Source organism: Streptomyces sp. CA-181903, from assembly GCF_050937075.1.
Taxonomy (GTDB): Bacteria; Actinomycetota; Actinomycetes; order Streptomycetales; family Streptomycetaceae; genus Streptomyces.
Genome location: NZ_JBNJLY010000001.1, coordinates 5,953,816 through 5,971,864 on the forward strand (window position 1 = coordinate 5,953,816; position 18,049 = coordinate 5,971,864).

13 protein-coding genes are annotated in these 18,049 nt (G+C 74.7%); 8 read left to right on the top strand and 5 right to left on the bottom strand.

All coding sequences use genetic code 11. From position 1 onward, the window contains the following. Positions 1–17 precede the first annotated feature (17 nt). The 5 genes from rsgA to ACQEVS_RS26575 all read left to right on the top strand — a co-directional run bounded on the left by rsgA (position 18) and on the right by ACQEVS_RS26575 (position 8,359). Positions 18–1,136 carry a ribosome small subunit-dependent GTPase A gene (gene rsgA, locus ACQEVS_RS26555; RefSeq protein WP_433024236.1) on the top strand — a complete coding sequence of 373 codons (1,119 nt, stop codon included), beginning with the start codon at positions 18–20 and terminating at the stop codon, positions 1,134–1,136. 216 nt (positions 1,137–1,352) lie between these two features. Then, positions 1,353–2,873, top strand: a complete 1,521-nt coding sequence (locus ACQEVS_RS26560; protein WP_433024238.1) for a DNA-3-methyladenine glycosylase 2 family protein — start codon at positions 1,353–1,355, stop codon at positions 2,871–2,873. 12 nt (positions 2,874–2,885) lie between these two features. Further along, the gene (locus ACQEVS_RS26565; protein ID WP_433024240.1) at positions 2,886–3,419 is read left to right on the top strand and encodes a methylated-DNA--[protein]-cysteine S-methyltransferase; all 534 of its coding nucleotides are present in this window, start codon (positions 2,886–2,888) and stop codon (positions 3,417–3,419) included. Positions 3,420–6,204: 2,785 nt separating this feature from the next. After that, positions 6,205–7,557 (top strand): protein phosphatase 2C domain-containing protein, encoded by a 1,353-nt coding sequence (locus tag ACQEVS_RS26570; RefSeq protein WP_433024242.1) that lies wholly within the window; start codon positions 6,205–6,207, stop codon positions 7,555–7,557. 223 nt (positions 7,558–7,780) lie between these two features. Beyond that, entirely contained in the window at positions 7,781–8,359 is a 579-nt protein-coding gene (locus tag ACQEVS_RS26575; RefSeq protein ID WP_433024244.1) for an ATP-binding protein, read from the top strand. 92 nt (positions 8,360–8,451) lie between these two features. On the opposite strand, the gene ACQEVS_RS26580 is transcribed toward ACQEVS_RS26575, so the two are convergent. After that, on the bottom strand, positions 8,452–9,561 hold the full coding sequence (locus ACQEVS_RS26580; RefSeq protein WP_433024246.1) for a DUF2637 domain-containing protein: 1,110 nt from the start codon (positions 9,559–9,561) through the stop codon (positions 8,452–8,454). A 406-nt stretch (positions 9,562–9,967) separates the two neighbouring features. Here ACQEVS_RS26580 and ACQEVS_RS26585 point away from each other — a divergent pair, with 406 nt between their 5' ends. Beyond that, positions 9,968–10,831, top strand: coding sequence for a GntR family transcriptional regulator (locus tag ACQEVS_RS26585; RefSeq protein WP_433024248.1), 864 nt, complete (start codon positions 9,968–9,970; stop codon positions 10,829–10,831). A gap of 19 nt (positions 10,832–10,850) precedes the next feature. Here ACQEVS_RS26585 and ACQEVS_RS26590 read toward each other — a convergent pair whose 3' ends face one another. After that, entirely contained in the window at positions 10,851–11,690 is an 840-nt protein-coding gene (locus tag ACQEVS_RS26590; RefSeq protein WP_433024250.1) for a hypothetical protein, read from the bottom strand. 398 nt (positions 11,691–12,088) lie between these two features. On the opposite strand from ACQEVS_RS26590, the gene ACQEVS_RS26595 reads away from it, so the two are divergent. After that, positions 12,089–14,431, top strand: coding sequence for a GTP-binding protein (locus tag ACQEVS_RS26595; RefSeq protein WP_433024252.1), 2,343 nt, complete (start codon positions 12,089–12,091; stop codon positions 14,429–14,431). Here the strand turns inward: ACQEVS_RS26595 and ACQEVS_RS26600 are convergent. Next, the gene (locus tag ACQEVS_RS26600; protein WP_433024254.1) at positions 14,425–15,306 is read right to left on the bottom strand and encodes an FG-GAP repeat domain-containing protein; all 882 of its coding nucleotides are present in this window, start codon (positions 15,304–15,306) and stop codon (positions 14,425–14,427) included. The genes ACQEVS_RS26595 and ACQEVS_RS26600 overlap by 7 nt on opposite strands. Before the next feature lie 262 nt (positions 15,307–15,568). Next, positions 15,569–16,159, bottom strand: a complete 591-nt coding sequence (locus ACQEVS_RS26605) for a MarR family winged helix-turn-helix transcriptional regulator (RefSeq protein ID WP_433024256.1) — start codon at positions 16,157–16,159, stop codon at positions 15,569–15,571. A gap of 80 nt (positions 16,160–16,239) precedes the next feature. On the opposite strand from ACQEVS_RS26605, the gene ACQEVS_RS26610 reads away from it, so the two are divergent. Further along, entirely contained in the window at positions 16,240–16,956 is a 717-nt protein-coding gene (locus tag ACQEVS_RS26610) for an SDR family NAD(P)-dependent oxidoreductase (RefSeq protein ID WP_433024258.1), read from the top strand. A gap of 27 nt (positions 16,957–16,983) precedes the next feature. On the opposite strand, the gene ACQEVS_RS26615 is transcribed toward ACQEVS_RS26610, so the two are convergent. Further along, the gene (locus ACQEVS_RS26615) at positions 16,984–17,985 is read right to left on the bottom strand and encodes an AEC family transporter (RefSeq protein WP_433024260.1); all 1,002 of its coding nucleotides are present in this window, start codon (positions 17,983–17,985) and stop codon (positions 16,984–16,986) included. Positions 17,986–18,049: the final 64 nt, after the last annotated feature.

Sequence of the window (18,049 nt, forward strand, 5' to 3'; positions counted from 1 at the left end):
TCCGAAGGAACACCGCGTTGTCCACCGAGCCGTTCACGCTCTCCGCACAGCACCCCCTCGCCCGCTACGGCTGGGACGAGGGGTTCGCTGACGCCTTCACCCCCCACGCCGCCGAGGGCCTCGCCCCCGGCCGGATCATCCGCGTCGACCGGGGCCGCTGCGACCTCGTCGTCGCCGACGAGACCGCCGACGACGGCGTCCGCACCGTCCACGCCGACACCTCGCCCGTCACCACGGGCGACCCGCTGCGCATCATGTGCACCGGCGACTGGGCGGCCGCGGACCTGACGACAGGTCATGTACGGGCGCTGCTGCCGCGCCGCACGGCGTTCGTGCGGTCCACGTCCTCCCAGCGGTCCGAGGGCCAGATCCTGGCCGCCAACGTGGAACTGGCCCTGATCGCCGTCCCGCTCTCCGCCGACCCGGACCTCGGCCGGGTGGAACGCTTCCTGGCGCTCGCCTGGGAATCCGGGGCCGAACCCGTCGTGGTCCTGACCAAGACGGACCTGGTCCCGGACCCGGTCGTCCTCGGCCACCTCCTCGCCGACACGGAGGCGGCCGCTCCGGGCGTCCCGGTCTTCGCCGTCAGCGCGGCCACGGGCGAGGGCGTCGACGTGCTCGCCGCCGTACTGTCCGGGGGCACGTCGGTGCTCCTCGGCCCGTCCGGCGCCGGCAAGTCCACCCTCGCCAACGCCCTGGTCGGCACCGACGTCCAGGACGTCCGGGCGATCCGCGACCGCGACGGCAAGGGCCGCCACACGACCACCACCCGCAACCTGCTTCCCCTGCCGTCCGGCGGCGTCCTCATCGACACCCCCGGACTCAGGGGCGTCGGCCTCTGGGACGCCGAGGGCGGCGTCTCCCGCACCTTCTCCGAGATCGAGGCCCTGGCCGAACAGTGCCGCTTCCACGACTGCGGCCACGACAGCGAGCCGGGGTGCGCGGTGACGGCCGCGATCGAGGAGGGCGCGCTCGCCCCTCGCCGCCTCGACAGCTACCGCAAGCTCCTCCGCGAGAACCAGCGCCTCGCGGCCCGCACGGACGCGCGCCTCCGCGCCGAGCTGCGACGGGAGTGGAAGCTGCGGCGGGCGGAGGGGGTGCACATGGTCGAGCGCAAGCGGGGGCGCTTGCGCTAGGCGCCTGCGGCGGGCTGTGCCCCTGGCCCGCCCCTTCGCCGATTCCCGGGGAGCACCCCGGACCCCCGGCATCGCGGCGAAGCGTGCTTCGGGGGTGCGGGGGCGCAGCCCCTGCAAAAACGGTGAAAGGGCGGGACCGGGGCACCCCCCGGAGGGCCAAACCCCGCGTCCGATTTCCGCCAGTCCCCCCACCTCCCCTCCCGCACACTGGAACACGTGACGACAACCGCACCCCACCCCGACGACCTCCGCTACCAGGCCGTAAGCAGCAGAGACGCCCGCTTCGACGGCGAGTTCTTCTTCGCCGTCGCGACGACCGGCATCTACTGCCGGCCGAGCTGTCCTGCGGTGACGCCGAAGCGGGTGAACGTCCGCTTCTACCCGTCCGCCGCGGCGGCGCAGGGGGCGGGGTTCCGGGCCTGCCGGCGGTGCCGGCCGGACGCGGCGCCCGGGTCGGCGGAGTGGAACATCCGGGCCGACCTGGTGGGGCGCGCGGTGCGGCTGATCGCGGACGGGGTGGTGGACCGGGAGGGCGTGGCCGGGCTCGCCGCGCGGCTCGGGTACAGCGAGCGGCAGGTGCACCGGCAGCTCACCGAGGAACTGGGCGCCGGACCCGTCGCCCTCGCCCGGGCGCAGCGCGCGCACACCGCCCGCGTACTGCTGCAGACCACGGACCTGCCGGTCACGGAGACCGCCTTCGCGGCCGGTTTCGCGAGCGTGCGGCAGTTCAACGACACCATCCGCGAGATCTACGCGCAGACGCCGACCGCCCTCCGGGCACAGGCCAGGACCGGCAGGCCGCCGCGAGCCGGCAAGGGCACCACCCCGGCGGGCGTACCGCTGCGGCTCGCCCACCGGGGCCCGTACGCCGCGCGACAGGTCTTCGACTTCCTGGAGCGGCGCGCGATCACCGGGATCGAGGAGGTCACGGGCGCCCCCGGTGCCCGCGTCTACCGGCGCACCCTGCGTCTGCCCTACGGCACGGGCATCGCCGAGGTCCAGGAGCCGCCCCTCGGGGACGGCCGCCCGGGAACCCAGGGATCCTGGCTCGCCTGCCGGCTGCACCTCACCGACCTGCGCGACCTCGCCAACGCCGTCCAGCGGATGCGTCGCCTCTTCGACCTCGACGCCGATCCCGACGCCGTCGCCGAACGCCTCGGCGCCGACCCCCGGCTGCATCCGCTCGTCGACGCCCGGCCCGGCCTCCGGTCGCCGGGGGCGGCGGAGGCGGAGGAACTGGCCGTCCGGGCCGTGCTCGGGCAGCAGGTCTCGGTCGCCGCGGCGGCCCGCCTCGCGGCCCGGCTCGTCGCCGCCCACGGCACCCCGCTGCCCGTACCCGACGGCACCCTCACCCACGTCTTCCCGGAACCCGGCGTCCTCGCCGAGGCCGCGCTCGACGGCCCCGACGACCCGGGCATGCCGGAGTCCCGCAGGCGCGCCCTGCGGACCGTGGCCGCGGCCCTCGCCGACGGCACGGTCCGGCTCGACCCGGGCGCCGACCGCGACGACGCCGAACGGCGGCTGCTCGCCCTGACCGGCGTCGGACCCTGGACCGCCGGCTACATCCGGATGCGGGCGCTCGGTGACCCCGACGTCTTCCTCCCCGGCGACGCCGGGGCACGCCACGGACTCGCCGCCCTCGGCGCCGGCCCGGACGCCGCCGACGACTGGCGGCCCTGGCGCTCGTACGCACTGCACCACCTCTGGAACCACACGCCCGCCGCGGCGGGGAAGTAAGGACGGCACCCGATGCTCCCGACGCTGTACACCGAGATCGACAGCCCCCTCGGCACCCTGCTGCTCACCGGCCGCCCCTCCGCGACCGCCCCCGGCGGCACCGCGCTCGCCTCCCTCTCCGTCCCCGGCCAGCCCAACGGCGCCACCGTCCGCCCCGACTGGCACCGCGCACCCGACGCCTTCGCCGAGGCGCGGCGCCAGCTCGCCGCCTACTTCGCGGGCGAGACCAAGGAGTTCGCGCTCGAGTACGCCGTCGAGGGGACGGAGTTCCGCCGCCGGGTGTGGGACGCGCTCGACGCCGTCCCGTACGGCGCGACCACCAGTTACGGCGAACTCGCCGCCCGCGTCGGCGCTCCCCGCGCGGCCGTCCGCGCGGTCGGCGGGGCCATCGGCGCCAACCCGCTGCTGGTGCTGCGCCCGTGCCACCGCGTCATCGGCGCGGACGGGTCGCTGACCGGCTACGCGGGCGGCCTCGACCGCAAGCGCCTGCTGCTCGCGCTGGAGGCGGGGGAGCGGCCGGTGCAGGACGGGCTGCCGGGGATGTGAGGGCGCCCGCGGGGGGCGCCCCCTCTCAACTCCGCGCCGCCGTCGGCCGCCGCTGAGCCGCTCCCGCCCCGGTCGGCCCGGGCCTCCCGTCGTCCAGCCCCGTTCCGCCGCCTTCCAGCCGAGCTGCAGCCGCGTCGTCACCCCGGCCAGTTCCATCAGCCGCTTCACCCGCCGCTGCACCGTCCGCAACCCCAGTCCCAGCTGCTTGGCGACGCTCGCGTCGGTCAGGCCGGACAGCAGCAGCGACAGGACCGCCAGGTCCGTGGCGTCCGGGATATCGGAGACGCCGCAGCCGCCGGAGACGGGCGGTAAAGGAGCGTCCTCGACGGACGGCAGCGGACTGGCCTCGCGCCAGACGGTCTCGAACAGTGCGGTCAGCGAGTCCAGCAGTTCCCCCGCGCCGACCACGAGCGCCGCGGGTCCCGCGCTGCCGGAGGGGAGGACAAGGAGCGCCTCCCTCCGGTCCGCGAGGAACAGTTCGGCCGGTATGCGGTCGGCGGTCCGGACCTGGTGCGTACGGGCGGCCGCGTGGGCGGGGACGCGGAAGGGGCTCCCCGCGCGGTCGACGACCGTACGGTGGCGGACGGGGCGTTCGGTGCCCGTGTCAACCCAGGGGCGGCCGATGTCAACCCAGGGACGGTCCTTCACCAGTGCGCACACTTCTTCGACGGCCCGCCGTCGCAGCCCCGTCAGACGGTCGGCGACGGCCGCCGCGCCGGTCACCGCCTCGACCGCCGCACCGGGGCCACCCGACCGGTCCTCCGACCGCTCCTGCCTGCGCTGTCCTGCGGCTCTTCCGCGTTCCAGGCCCCCGACGGCGGCCGGACCTATGGCACCGGGCACGTGACACCCCTCCCCACGACCGTGTTGCGACTCCCGCCATCATCGCCGCGTGGGGCCCCTCGTGCACTCTTCCCGTATACCCAGCAGTGTGGACAATAAGGGCATGAGTCAGCTGGGGGATCAGGGACAAGAGGACGCCTGGTGGGCGGAGTTGTACGGCCGGACCACGGACGGTCCGGCCGCCGCCGCCGAGGAGGACAGCCTCGACGACCGGTTCGCTTCCGCCGCGGCCATCGTCGGCGGCGACCCGCCGCCCCGGAATTCCGCCCGCCCGCCGGGCCGTCCGGCCCGTGGCGCGCCCCCGCCGAGCGGGCTGCCCGCCCGCGCGGCCTGGTCGGTCTCCCACGCCGGCGGGCCCCCGGACCCCTCCCGGCTGCCCCCGCTCCCCGACCTGGCCGGCCCGCTCCGCGGCACCCCGCCGCCTCCTCCACCTCCACCACCCCCGCCTCCACCGCCGCCGTCCGCGGCCTCCCGCTGGGACCTCAACGCACCGCCGCGCGGCACCCGGCCGGGGCCCGCGACGTTCGGTCGAAAGTCCGTGCCGCCGCCGTCGAACGGTGCGCGTCCGACGCCGTCGGCGCCCGAGCCCCCGGACCGGGCGGACGGCCGCTCCGACCGGTCCCGCCTCGCCGAGCGGACGCAACCGCCGGGGAGGCCGGAACGCTCGGGGGGAGGCGGCCGATTCACGAGCGGCGGTGGCGACGACCGGCCGGGTACCAGCGATCCGCGGGGGGCCGGCGAGCGGCGCGAGACGGGCGACCGGCCCGACGGGCCGCACCGGTCCGGGCGTACGGATGCATCGGGCCGTCGTACGGGCCCCCCACATTCCTCTGACCGCCCCGACAGGCCGGGGACGGCGACCCGCCCGCCCTTCTCCGCCAATCGGTCCGCAGCGACTGGTCGTTCAGGCCGCGCGGAGGAGGCCGAACGGCCGGGCGACCCCGAGGGCCTCTTTACCGGCCGGCCGACGAGGACCGGAAACCGGCCGGGACCTGCCGCCGCCGGCCCATCGGACGCCGACGGCTTCGACTCCGGCACGCCCGAAGCCTCCGGCCCCGCACGGACCTCCGGCGGTGCGGCGATGGACACACCGCGCACGCCGGACGCCGGGCAGCCGATGAACGGCGACGGAACCGGAACCGCCTCCCGCGAAGGCACCGGACGACGTGACGGCATGGGACGGCGCGAAGCCTCCGCACGGCCTCCCACCGGCGGCAGGCGGTCCACACCGCCCCCCGCCCCGGACGGCACCCCGGACCGCCCGCGAAGCGGACCGAACGCCACCGGCGCAACGCCCGCATCCCGGCCATCCGAAGCCCCCACCGGACCGGGCGTTTCCACCCGACCGGAAGGCTCTGCTCGGCAGGAGACCTCCGCACGACGGGACGTCTCCGCCGGGCCGGATGCCCCTCGTTGGCCGGAAGCGTCCACTGGGCCGGAGGCTTCCGGGCGAGGGGATGTCTCCGCCGGGCCGGATGCCCCCGGTTGGCCGGAAGCGCCCACCGGGTCGGAAGGCGTAAACCGGCCGGAGGCCCGCGAGCGGCCGGCCGCCTCCGCCGGGCCGGAAGTTTCTCCTCGGCGGGAGGCTGCCGCCGGACCGGCCGCTCCGAACCGATCGGATGCTTTCTCCGGGCCGGAAGCTTCCGGTGGGTCGGGCGGCCTCGCTCGGCGGCCTGACACCGCCGGGTCGGAAGCCTCCCCTGATGCCCCTCCCGGTCCGGACGCCGCGAATCGCTCGGGTGCCTTCGCCCGGCCGGAAGCCTCCGCTGAGGCCCGCGCTCGGCGAGGTGCCGCCGCCGGGCCGGAAATCCCTCCGCGACCAGAAGGCCCCGTTCGGCCGGAAACTCCCGCTCAACCAGACGCCCCGACGAGGCCGGGTGCCTCCGCCGGGCCCGGGGCCTCTGTGCGGGCCGGGGTCCCCGCGCTGCCCGAATCCTCCAGGGTGCCCGGAGCCCCTCCTCGCGCCCGGGACACCCCCAGCCCCAACACCCCCGCCCGCCCCGACACCCCCGCTCGCCCCGAACTCCCCACCCTGCCCGACCTCTCCGCGCTCGTCGGCACCACCCGGGTCCCCGAAGTCCACACCTTCCCCAATGTTCCCGCACCGCACGCCATCACCGGCCCGCCGGAAGGGTCGGCGGCGCTGCCGGAACTGCCGGAGGCGTCGGGGCTGTCGGACGCCTCCGATCCTCCCTCGCTCCCGGATGCCTCCGGCGCCTTCGGCGCCTTCGCATCCGATCCTCCGGGGGCGTGTGAGTCGGCCGCGTCGTTGGAGGCCGCCGTGGTGCCGCAGGTGCCCCGGCCGCGGCGTCGGGAGGGCGTCCGGTCCCGGGCGCAGGAGTACGTCGGGCAGGGGCCGCCGACCTACGAGGCGGAGCCGACCGCCTGGCCCGCCGCGGACCCGGGCGGGCTGGAGGACCTCGTACCCGACACCGTCCTTGACGGCGCCCGGTATGGCGCCATGACGCTGCGGGCCGTCTCCCTGCGCGGCGACTCCGCGCGCTACCGCGGCGAGCCGCGGCGGGACGCGCTGCTGACCGCGCGGTTCGGGAGCGGTGAGGGGGCCGTGCTGCTGGTCGCCGTGGCGAGCGGGGCCCGGGCCGCCGAGGGCGCGCACCGGGCGGCGCGGGACATCTGCGCCTGGCTGGGCGGCGCGGTCGGGCGCAGCCACGCCCGGCTGGGGGAGGACATCCGGGCGGGCCGGCGCGGCGAACTGCGCTCCGGGCTGCACCGGCTCACCGACCGCTCGTACGGGCGCCTCCGCACCCGCGCCGCCGAACTCGGCCTGCCGCCGGCCGAGTACACCGCCGCCCTGCGCTGCCTCCTGCTGCCGGCCGACCCCCGGTGCCGTACCCGCGTCTTCTTCGGCGTGGGCGGCGGCGGGCTGTTCCGGCTCCGTGAGGGCGCCTGGCAGGACCTCGACCCGGCGCCGCGCCCGGCAGGCGCCGATCAGGGCGCCGACGGCCCCGGCGGCGACGCGCTGTGCGACGACCGGATCACCGTCGACCTGGGCATTCCCACCCCCGGCACCACCCCCGTGATCGACCCCGAGGAGGTGCCGACCGAACCCTTCCGGTTCCGGGCGGCGGTCGCCCGGCCCGGCGACGCCCTGCTGCTCTGCAGCGCCGGCCTCGCCGAACCGCTGCGCGGCGAGCCGGCGTTGGCCGACGCCCTCGCCGAGCGGTGGGGCACGCGCGCGCAGCCGCCGGGACTGGCCGAGTTCCTGTCCGACGCGCAACTGCGCGTCAAAGGGTACGCGGACGACCGTACGGCCGCCGCGATCTGGGAGACGTAGGAGAGCACGGGAGGACGGCCTTTCCATTCGATCTCCGGTTGTCGTATCCGGAGATCGAATACCGGCGCCTTCCGCCGGTGCCGTGCGCACAAGAGGCCCCCGCATTTCCGCCTTATCACCATGTTGATGACTCAACAGGAGTCGTCTCTGTGCAGGCGGGGCATGCATTTGCCGTGAGCCTGTTCGATGCCGGGGCGCCGGGGAGGGGTCGGGGCGAACGGAAATGAAACGGCGGACTGCACACTGGGTGGGCGCGGGGAGCCGCGAAGGTCGGGAAGGGTCCGCGGGCGTCACGGCTCGGAATGAGGTGAACGGCGGGGAGGGCGAACCCTATTGGGAAAGACGGCTCGGGCGCGACGACTTGGCGGCGGTCGCGGGGGTACGGGCGGGGCTGCGCCGGTTCCTGGTCCACTGGGGCGCGCCCGGCCGGGCGGAGACCGCCGAGCTGCTGACGAGCGAGCTCGTGACCAACGCCCTGGTGCACACCGACGGCGGCGCGGTGGTGACGGCCGTGCTCGGCGGTGGCGCGTCGGCCGTCGTCAGGGGGCTGCTGCGCGTGGAGGTGCGGGACACGCTGCCCCGGCGTCCGGTGCTCCGTGCGTCCGAGAGCGGGCCACCGGTCCGGGAGGGCGGTTCACGGACGGACGAGGGCCGGTGCGCCGGTGACGAGGACCGGTGCGCCGGCGCGGCGACCTCCGGGCGCGGTCTGCTGCTCGTCCAGGCCCTGGCCGACGACTGGGGAGTGCGGACGCACGGCACGGGCAAGACGGTGTGGTTCGAACTGGCCGCGGAAGGGCGCTGATCGAGGACGGTGGGGGCGCAGGGAAGGGGCTGAAGGGCGCCGCGATGCCGCCCGTCCGCTCCGAGCCGGTGGACGCGCCCGGAGCGAACGGGTCAGCCGAACTGCCGCTCGATGCGTGCCAGTTTCTCCTCCAGGGAGTCGAGCCGCCGGATGGGCTGGGTGTCGTCCTCAGCGGTGAGGTCGATGGGGCCGGAGTGGCTTGTCGCGCTGGTCGCGGTGGCTGACGCGGCTGTGGTGTTCGTCGGGCCCGCCGTGTTCACCGCCTGGAGCGGACGGCCGCGTGCGGGGAGTTGCTCCTGCTCGGTTATGGAAGGGTCCGCCCCGGATTGCGAGCCGATCTGCGCCGGCTGGGGTGCCGCCGGCACCGCCGTCACCTCCACCTGCCGCCCGCCGCGGGCGCGTCCCCACAGCACGCGGTGCTGCCGGTTGTACGCCTTCAGTCGCGCGCGTTCCAGCTTGCCGGCCTCCCGGCGGCGCAGCCGGTGCTGGCGGCGCTGCCGCTTGTCCTCGCGGACCTCGTCCACGGCCTCGTCCAGTGTCCGTACGCCCTCCAGCAGCATCAGCGACCAGGCGCCGAACGTCTCGCGGGGGGCCCGCAGCCAGCGGACCATTCGGATCTGCGGCAGCGGGCGGGGGACCAGGCCCTGTTCACGCAGGGCGGCCCGGCGGGTCTGCTTGAGCGCGCGGTCGAAGAGGACCGCGGCCGACAGCGACATGCCGGCGAAGAACTGCGGGGCTCCCGCGTGGTCCATGCCGCGCGGCGCGTGCACCCAGTTGAACCAGGCGGCGGCGCCCGCGAACGTCCACACGAGCATGCGGGAGCCGAGCGCCGCGTCGCCGTGGCTGGCCTCGCGGACGGCCAGCACCGAGCAGAACATGGCGGCGCCGTCGAGCCCGAAGGGCACCAGGTACTCCCAGCCGCCCGTCAGACCCAGGTTCTGCCGTCCGAAGCCGACCAGGCCGTGGAAGGAGAGGGCGGCGGCCACCGCCGCGCAGCAGAAGAGGAGGACGTAGGACGCGCTGCCGTACAGCGCCTCCTTGCGCCTCCTGCGTTCCTCGGTGCGTTCCCAGGAATCCGTGGCCGTCGCGTCCTCCGGACCGCCGTGGCGGCCCCGGGAGAACACCGTCACCGCCACCACGGCGCCGGCGAGGGCCACGGCACTGGGCAATACCCAATTCAGCGGTATGTCGGTCACTCTCATCTTGCGTCCCTTGCATCGCGGTACCGGCCTTTCGCGCGCCATCCTGACGGAATCGGCCAGAGCGCCAAGCGGTTTCCGGGCAACTCGCCGCCAATGGACGCCAAGGACATACGGATAGGTGTGTATCTCTTCGAACGAGCTGCTGCGCCGCGGGAATTGGGTTCTAATCAATCCACCCGTTCGAGTGGATTGGAGATGATCGGCTTGTGCTCGGTCGGGTGATACGAAGGGTGCCGCGTGGTGCTCGTGTCGACCGGTGCGCCGCCGGCCGTCCACCCGGGGACGGACCCGGACATCCCTTGTTCCGATCTTGTTCCGAGACGATCGGGCCTTACTTCGTGACGATCGGGGTTTGAGCCGCCGGATCCTCCGCCTATGGTTCGAATGAGACATAGGAGGATCTCTCATGGAGCAGGGCAGACCCCACCCGGCGGTGCCGTACCCGCGCACCGCCGCGCCCGCGCGCCTGCCGCTCGCCGAGGGCGCCGGGGCGCGCGGCGAGCACGTGCACGGCGACCGCTGCGAGCACGGTGAGCGCGCCGAGCGCGGTGAGCACGGTCGTGGCGCCCCCGGTCATGGCGGCCACGCGCACGCGCACGGGACCGCCGGCGCGCCGGCGGCCGGTGTCGGGGTGGTGGCCCGGCGCATGCCGACGCGCTACTCCGTGCGCGGCCAGGTTCTCGAAGCCCTGCGCAAGGCCCTGGTCGGTGGGGAGCTCATACCCGGTGAGGTCTACTCGGGCCCCGCGCTGGCCGAGCGGTTCGGGGTCTCGGCGACGCCGGTCCGGGAGGCCATGCAGCAACTGGTCGCCGAGGGCGCGGTCGAGGCGGTGCCCAACCGGGGCTTCCGGGTCACCAGCCGGTCCGCCCGCGACCTGGCGGAACTCGCCGAGGTCCGCGGCCTGCTGGAGGTGCCCGTCCTGCTCCGGCTGGCCCGTACGCTGCCCGCGACCCGCTGGCGGGAACTGCTGCCGCTGGCCGAGACGGCGGAGGCCGTCGCCCGGCGCGGGGACCGCGCCGCCTACGCCGAGGCCGACCGCGCCTTCCACCGCGCCCTGCTCGGGCTCGGGGGCAACCGCCAGCTCGTCACCGTCACCGACGAACTCCACCGGCGTGCGCAGTGGCCGACCCCCGACGGCCCGGTCCGGCACACGGAGGACCTCGTCGCCGACGCGGCCGAGCACGTCGCCCTGCTCGACGCGCTCGCCGCCCGCGACCTGCCGGCCGTCGAGGCCCTCGTCCGCGGCCACTACACGGGGGCCGCGGACTGAGCCCGCCCGCCGGGGGTGGTCAGGTGCCTTCCGCGCCCGCCGCGCCGTGCGCGGTGTCCGTCGCCGTCCCCGTCGGGCGCGGGGGCAGCCGGTCCACCAGCCAGGACGGGACCCCGCCCAGCAGCCGCACCAGCCGGCCCGCCTCCTCGCGCAGCCGGGCCGCCTCGGCCGGGTCCGGGAGGACGGCGGCGAGCGAGACGAGGGCCGGCGCGATCCCCACCAGGTAGCCCAGTTCCTCGCGGATGCGCAGCGACTCGGCGTAGCCGTGCCGGGCGTCGGCGGTGCGGCCGTCGTGCTCGGCCATGGCCGCCAAGTGCCGCCAGGTGAACGAGAGCAGCAGCCGGTGGCCCTGTTCGGTCGCCCCCGTGTGGGCCCGCCGGAAGGCGGCCGTGGCGTCGGAGGGATTTTCCGAGAGGTGCTGGGCGATCAGGCCCCGGCGGAAGTCGAGCAGGGGGCGGCCGGGTGAGTGGGGCGCGAGCAGTGCGGCCGCGCGCCCCAGAGCGGAACGTGCTTCGTCCGCTCGGTCGCGTACCCCCAAAAGGGTGGCCAGATAGGCGAGATGCCCGCGTTCGCAGGCCGCCGCGCCCCGTTCCTCGTCGTCCGCGGCCAGCGCCTCCGCGGCGCGCAGCGCGTCCTCGGCGGCGCTCCAGCCCTCCGCGGTGAACATGCAGCGCTCGATCAGCACGGCCGTACGCCACCGCGCGGCACCGGGGTCGGTCGCCGCGCGCGGGGCGATCAACTCGGCGGCGTCCTCCCAGCAGGCCCGCGAACGGAGCCGCCACACCGCGCGCTCCAGCGGTCCGTCCTGCGGGCTCGGCCCCTGTGGTCCCCATGGTTCCGTCAAGCCAGAATTCCGCATGGCGGTGTCCGCCACAGTGCCCTCCCCAAGCGCGCCGTCGAGCTGGAAGCCAAGCCTGCTCCGATCACAGCACGCGGAACCGGGCCCGGCCAAGAGGCCGGTGTGAACCAATTCACAAAGCCCGGGGTGGACTTCGGCCGGAAGTGCTGCGAAGATCACGGCCCTCCCGCCCGGGCCACCCGGTGACCAGGCCGTTCCGGCATGCGACGACGTCCGCCGCCCGGGCTGCGGAACGCATAAATCCCTCGCGCGCCACGCCTGCCCCTGGCACCATGGCCCGCGCGCACCACATCGCGCACATTCCATGCCGCACAAGGGAGACGACCGGACGATGCGCCAGGCCCTCGGAAACATCCAGCGCCCCGACCGGACGACCGTTTTCGAGGACTTCTCCCCTGATGCGTACCCCCAGCCCGGCCCCGACCACCCGGGGCTTCCTGAACATCGGCATCCTGGCGCACGTCGACGCCGGTAAGACCAGCCTCACCGAGCGCCTGCTGTTCGACACCGGCGTCATCGACCGGCTCGGCAGCGTCGACGCCGGCACCACCCGTACCGACTCCGGCGAGATCGAGCGCCGGCGCGGCATCACCATCCGCTCCGCCGTGGCCTCGTTCACCGTCGACGGCCTCCACGTCAACCTCATCGACACCCCCGGTCACAGCGACTTCATCGCCGAGGTGGAACGCGCCCTCGGCGTCCTCGACGGAGCGGTGCTCGTGCTGTCCGCCGTCGAGGGAGTGCAGGCACAGACCCGGGTGCTGATGAGGACCCTGCGCCGGCTCGGACTGCCCACCCTGGTCTTCGTCAACAAGATCGACCGGGCGGGAGCGCGCGAGGCCGAGACGCTGTCGGCGATCCGGACGCGCCTCACGCCGCGCGTCGTCCCCATGAACGCCGTCCACGCCATCGGCACCCGGAACGCCCGGACACTGCCCGGCTCCTTCGCCGACCCCGCCTTCCGCGAACGCGTCGCCGAAGCACTGGCGGAGAACGACGAAGCGCTGCTCGCCGACCTCGTCGAGGACCGCGTCCCCGACGCCGGACGGCTCTCGTCCGGCCTCGCCCACCACACGGCGCGTGGCCTGCTGCACCCCCTCTACTTCGGCTCCGCCCACTCGGGACAGGGCGTGACGGCCCTCCTCGACGGCATCGCACGCTGGCTCCCGGTCGGGGCCGTGCCCGAGCGGGGCGCCGAGGACCGTGTGTTCGCCGGCTCCGTCACGTCCACCACGTCCGTCACGTCCACCACGTCCGTCACGTCCACCACGTCCGGCGTGTCCACGACCTCCGCCGTATCCGTCACCTCCGCCGCGTCCGTCGCGCCCGCCACATCCGATGGTTCCGATGCGTCCGTCGCGCCTGCCCTGCCCGCCGACTCCGACGTCCCCGTCGGTACCGTGTTCGCGATCGAGCGGGGCGCGAACGGGGAGAAGACCGCGTACCTCCGCCTCTTCTCCGGCTCCCTGCACCGCCGCGACCGCGTCACCCTGCACCGGCACGGGCCCGACGGCAGTGCCGTCGAACATGCCGGACGCATCACGGCCCTTGAGGTCGTCGGGGCGCCGCCCGGCACCGACCACCGGCTGACCCCCGGCGGGATCGCCCGCCTCCGCGGCCTGCCCGGCGTCCGTGTCGGCGACCGGCTGGGACCCGTGCCCGAGCGTGAGACGAGCGGCGGGGGCACGGTGCCGCGGTTCGCCCCGCCGAGCCTGGAGACGGTCGTCCGGCCCCGGCGCCCGGAGGACGCCCCACGCCTCTACGCCGCGCTGGCCGCGCTCGCCGACCAGGACCCGCTGATCGGCACCCGCCCCTTGCCGGACGGCGCCGGCACCTCCCTTCTGCTCTACGGCGAGGTCCAGAAAGAGATCATCGCGGCCACTCTCGGCGAGGAGTTCGGGGTCGAGGCCGTCTTCGAGGAGAGCCGCACGGTCTTCCGTGAACGCCCCACCGGGACCGGCGCCGCATACGAGGGCATCGACCGCCACCGTACGCTCGCCTTCTGGGCGACGATCGGGCTCCGCGTGGAACCCGGCGCGCCCGGCTCCGGCGTCACCTTCCGCCGGGAGACGGAACTCGGCGCCATCCCCCTCGGCTTCGACCGCGCCATCGAGGAGACCACACGCCGCACCCTCGAACAGGGCCTGTACGGCTGGCCGGTCACCGATTGCGTCGTCACCCTCACCCACTCCGGCTACGCCAGCCCGGTGAGCACTGGTACGGATTTCCGGTCGCTGACCCCCCTCGTCCTGATGCGTGCCCTCGACGAGGCCGGCACCCGGGTGTACGAGCCGTGCCACGCCTACGAGGCGGAGGTGCCCGCCGACGCGCTGAGCGCCGTGACCGGGCTCCTCGCCGAGCAGGGGGCCCGGATCCGGGACACCGCGCCCGGCCGTGGCACCTGGCTGGTCAAGGGCACCGTCCCGGTGCGGCGGGTGGCGGCGGTGGAGCGGCGTCTTCCGGCGCTGACCCGGGCGAGGGGCTCTGGTGGTCGGCCCCCACCGACGACCTGCCCTGCCCCGGGACCCCGCCGGTCCGGGCCCGGACGGACGGCGATCCGCTCAACCGCGCCGCCTACCTGCGGCACTTGGGCCGGGGCTGAGCACCCCGGTGGCCCTGGGGCGGGTCTGCGCCGACGTTCCCCTCCTGATGTACGTCGGCGCCGGCCCGCCCCCGGGCTCCCCCCGGCCTGCCTCCTCGGCCTGCCCCCCGGATTCCCCTCCGGCTCGTGGGCTCAGTAGACGATCCGGTACTGGTTCCAGCCGGAGTTGCCTATCTTCTCCTTGGGCGCGAAGGGTGCGGACGCCTTGCCCGTGCCCTTGTAGCGCCACAGCGCCCCGGACTTGTCGCGGGCCACCAGGTCCGTACGCCCGTCGAAGTCCGTGTCGCCGGCGCCGTGCAGCAGGTTGAACTGGTTCCAGCCGCCGCCGATCCTCGTCCGGCCCTGGAACGGCTTGGTCCAGTCGCCCGTGCCCTTGTAGAGCCAGAGCACCCCGTCCTTGTCGCGGGCGACAATGTCCGTCTTCCCGTCGCCCGTCAGGTCGCCCTTGCCGGTGATCTGCGTGTACTGCCCCCAGCCCGGGCCCACCTTCTTCTTGCCGGTGAGCGACCCGTCCGCCTTGGCCAGGTAGAGCCAGAGCACTCCCTGACGGTCTCGGACCAGGATGTCCGGCTGCTTCGCCCCGCCCAGGTTCCCCGGTGAGAAGAACGTGTCGTACTCGCCCCAGCCGGACGCGACTTGACGCCGCACCCCCTCCAGCGGCTTGCCGAGGATCACTTTGCCGTCGGTGGTGAGGTAGTACGCGTCCCCGTCGTAGTAGTTGTCCGCATCGCTGTCCACCTGCGTCGCCGCCCGCAGCTTCGGTAGATCCAGCATCCCCTCCATGCGGGGCTCCAACTTGCCCTCCATGCCCCACATGTAGGTGAAGTCCTTGCCGTTCCCGTCGACCACCTCCAGCGGGAAGTGCGGCGCGTCACCGGGCAGCACGCGCGCGAGCTTCTGACGCGCGGTCATCGCGGACCGCGCCGGACCGTCATCGGCCTCGGCCGCACCCGCGGCCGTCACGACGAGCGCGGCGGCGGCGATCGCCGCGGCGAGGCGAGGGAGTCGGTTCACGTCTCTGTCTCCGTATCGGGTGGTGAACAAGGCGCAGCGGCACTTGCAGTTGACGCGTAGTCCTGCGCTTCTGTGTGCTCACATCATTTCACAGTCTCGATGGCTGTCAACCGAGTTCACACTCTCGTGGGGCCGTGGGGCCGTGGGGCCGTGGGGCCGTGGAGGCGCCGGGCATCGTGGAGGTGTAGGGCGGCACCCCGGGGGCCCCGGCTTGCCCACCTGAAGCCGAGGCTCTGCGAACACGGCGAGTCCCCGTACCGGTTCAGCCCCCCGTACGCGTCGTGCGGTGGCGGACGTCGGCGGTCAGCTTGGCCAGGAGGTCGACGAGCGTGGTGCGTTCCGAGTCGGAGAGGCCGTCGACGAGGGTGGCCTCACGGCCGAGGACCGTGTCGACGGAACGCTCGATGAGGGCGTGGCCTTCGGGGGTGAGGGTGACCAGGACGGCCCGTCGGCCCGTGGTGCCCGGGGTGCGTTCGACGAGCCCCTCGCGTTCGGCGCGGGCGACGCGTTGCGAGATGGCCCCGGCGGTCACGAGGGTGCGGCGGGTGAGTTCGCGGGTGGTGAGGGCGTAGGGCGGGCCGGAACGGCGGATGACGGACAGGAGGTCGAGGGTGGCCGCGTCGATTCCCGCCTGCCGGAGAGCCCGGTTGCGGTCGTCCGCGAAGAGCTTCGCCAACTGCCAGATGGGGGTGACGATCTCGATCGAACCGGTCGGTGTGCCCGGTCGTTCCCGGCGCCAGGCCGCGGCGATCTCGGCGGCGGAGTGGGCGGGTTCGAGCGGTCCGGATGCCGGGACCGCGGAGACGGCCGCGGCCGCGTCGGTCGCAGCGTGATTTTTCGGGTTGGCGTCCACTGGTGATCCCTTGGCTTGCGTCCACTGTTACGTTTAGATCTAAACGTAGTCCTGAACGTAGCAGTGAGCAGGAGGAACCCGTGACCCGCACCGTTCTCATCACCGGCGGCACCAGCGGCATCGGCCGGGCTGTCGCCGCGGCGTTCGCCGCCGACCGGGCCGAGGTCTTCATCACCGGACGCACCCCTGAAACCGTCGAGCGCACCGCCGGGGAACTGGGGGTGCACGGCGTCGTCTGCGACGCCACCGATCCGGGACAGGTCGAGGCGCTGGCCGCCCGGCTCGACAGCCTGGACGTGCTGGTCAACACCGCCGGAGGGCTGGCCCGGACGGGTGCCGAAGCGGGCTCCGGCCTTGACGCGCTCCTCGCGCAGTGGCAGGAGAACCTGGCGCAGAACCTGCTGACCGCCGTGCTCACCACGGCCTCGGTACGGGACAAGTTCACCGGCGGCGGCTCCGTCGTCAGCATCGGTTCGATCGGCGCCGAGCGCAGGGGCGGCGCCTACGGGGCCGCGAAGGCCGCCCTGGCGGCGTGGAACGCCTCGCTCTCCGCCGAACTCGCTCCCCAGGGCGTCACCTGCAACGTCATCGCCGCGGGATACGTCGCCGGCACCGACTTCTTCCACGGCGGCCTGAGCGAGGAACGCGAACGCGCGCTGGTGCAGGAGACGCACGTCAAGCGCGCGGGCTCGGTCGAGGACATCGCCCGGACCGCGCACTTCCTCGCCTCGCCGGGGGCCCGGCACATCACCGGGCAGACGATCCACGTCAACGGGGGCGCCTTCACCACGCGCTGAGGAACGCGTCGCCCGGCCGCCTCCCCCTCACCCGCCCGGCGCCAGCAGCAGCGCGAATCCCGACAGCGTCGCCATCGAGGCCAGCGTCGAGGCGACCACCGCGTCCCGCGCGAGGGCCGTGGCCGCGCCGTACTCGCGCGCGTAGACGTAGACGTTCTGCGCGGTGGGGAGGGCCGAGCAGACGACGGTGGCGAGGAGCTGGTGGGGCGGGAGGTGGAGGGCGAAGCGGCCGGTGGCGTAGGCCGCCGCCGGTTGGACCAGGGTTTTGAGGAGGACGGCGACCCCTACTTCCGCCCGGGACGTGGCGGCACCCGTCCCGGCGTCCGGGCGACGGCCGCGGCCGTGCAGCGACAGACCCAGCATGACCAGCGCCGTCGGGACGCCCGCCCGGCCGAGCAGGTCGCAGGAGCCGTTCAGTGCGCCCGGCAGCCGCCAGTGCGCGGCCGAGAAGACGGCACCCGCGGCGGCGGCCAGCACGATGGGGTTGCGGACGGGGGCCAAGAGCGCGTGCCCGGCCCGCCGGCGGCCCTCGCCCGTACCGGCGCCGAGTACCGCCAGCATCAGGGGCGTCACCACCAGCACCTGGAACAGGATCACCGGCGCCACCAGCGACGCGTCGCCCAGGACCTGTGCCGCGACGGGGATGCCGAGGTTGCCGGAGTTGACGTAGCCGGCGACGAGGCCGCCGACCGCCTGTTCGGCGGGCTTGCGGTCGAAGAGCCGGCGGGACGCGACCGCGCCCAGCAGGAGGGCGACGGCGGTGCCCGCCGCGAAGGCGAGCATCGAGGCGTTCACGAAGCCGGCGAGCGGGGCCCGGGCGAGCAGGGTGAACAGGGCGGCAGGCATGGCGATGTTGAAGACGAAGCGCCCCAGGACCTCCTCCGCGTCCGCGCCGAGCAGCCCCGTCCTGCCGGCGAGATAGCCGACCGCGGTCAGGGCCCAGAGCGGGACGAAGGCGGAGAGGAGCCCGGGGAGCGCGTGGGCGGTGGGCAGGGCGAGCGTGGTGGGCAAGGCGAGCAGGGCGGGCATGGGTCCTCGGACGGATGACCCGTCGCGGGACGGGGTGGGGCGGAGCTGAGCGGGTTGGAGCGGA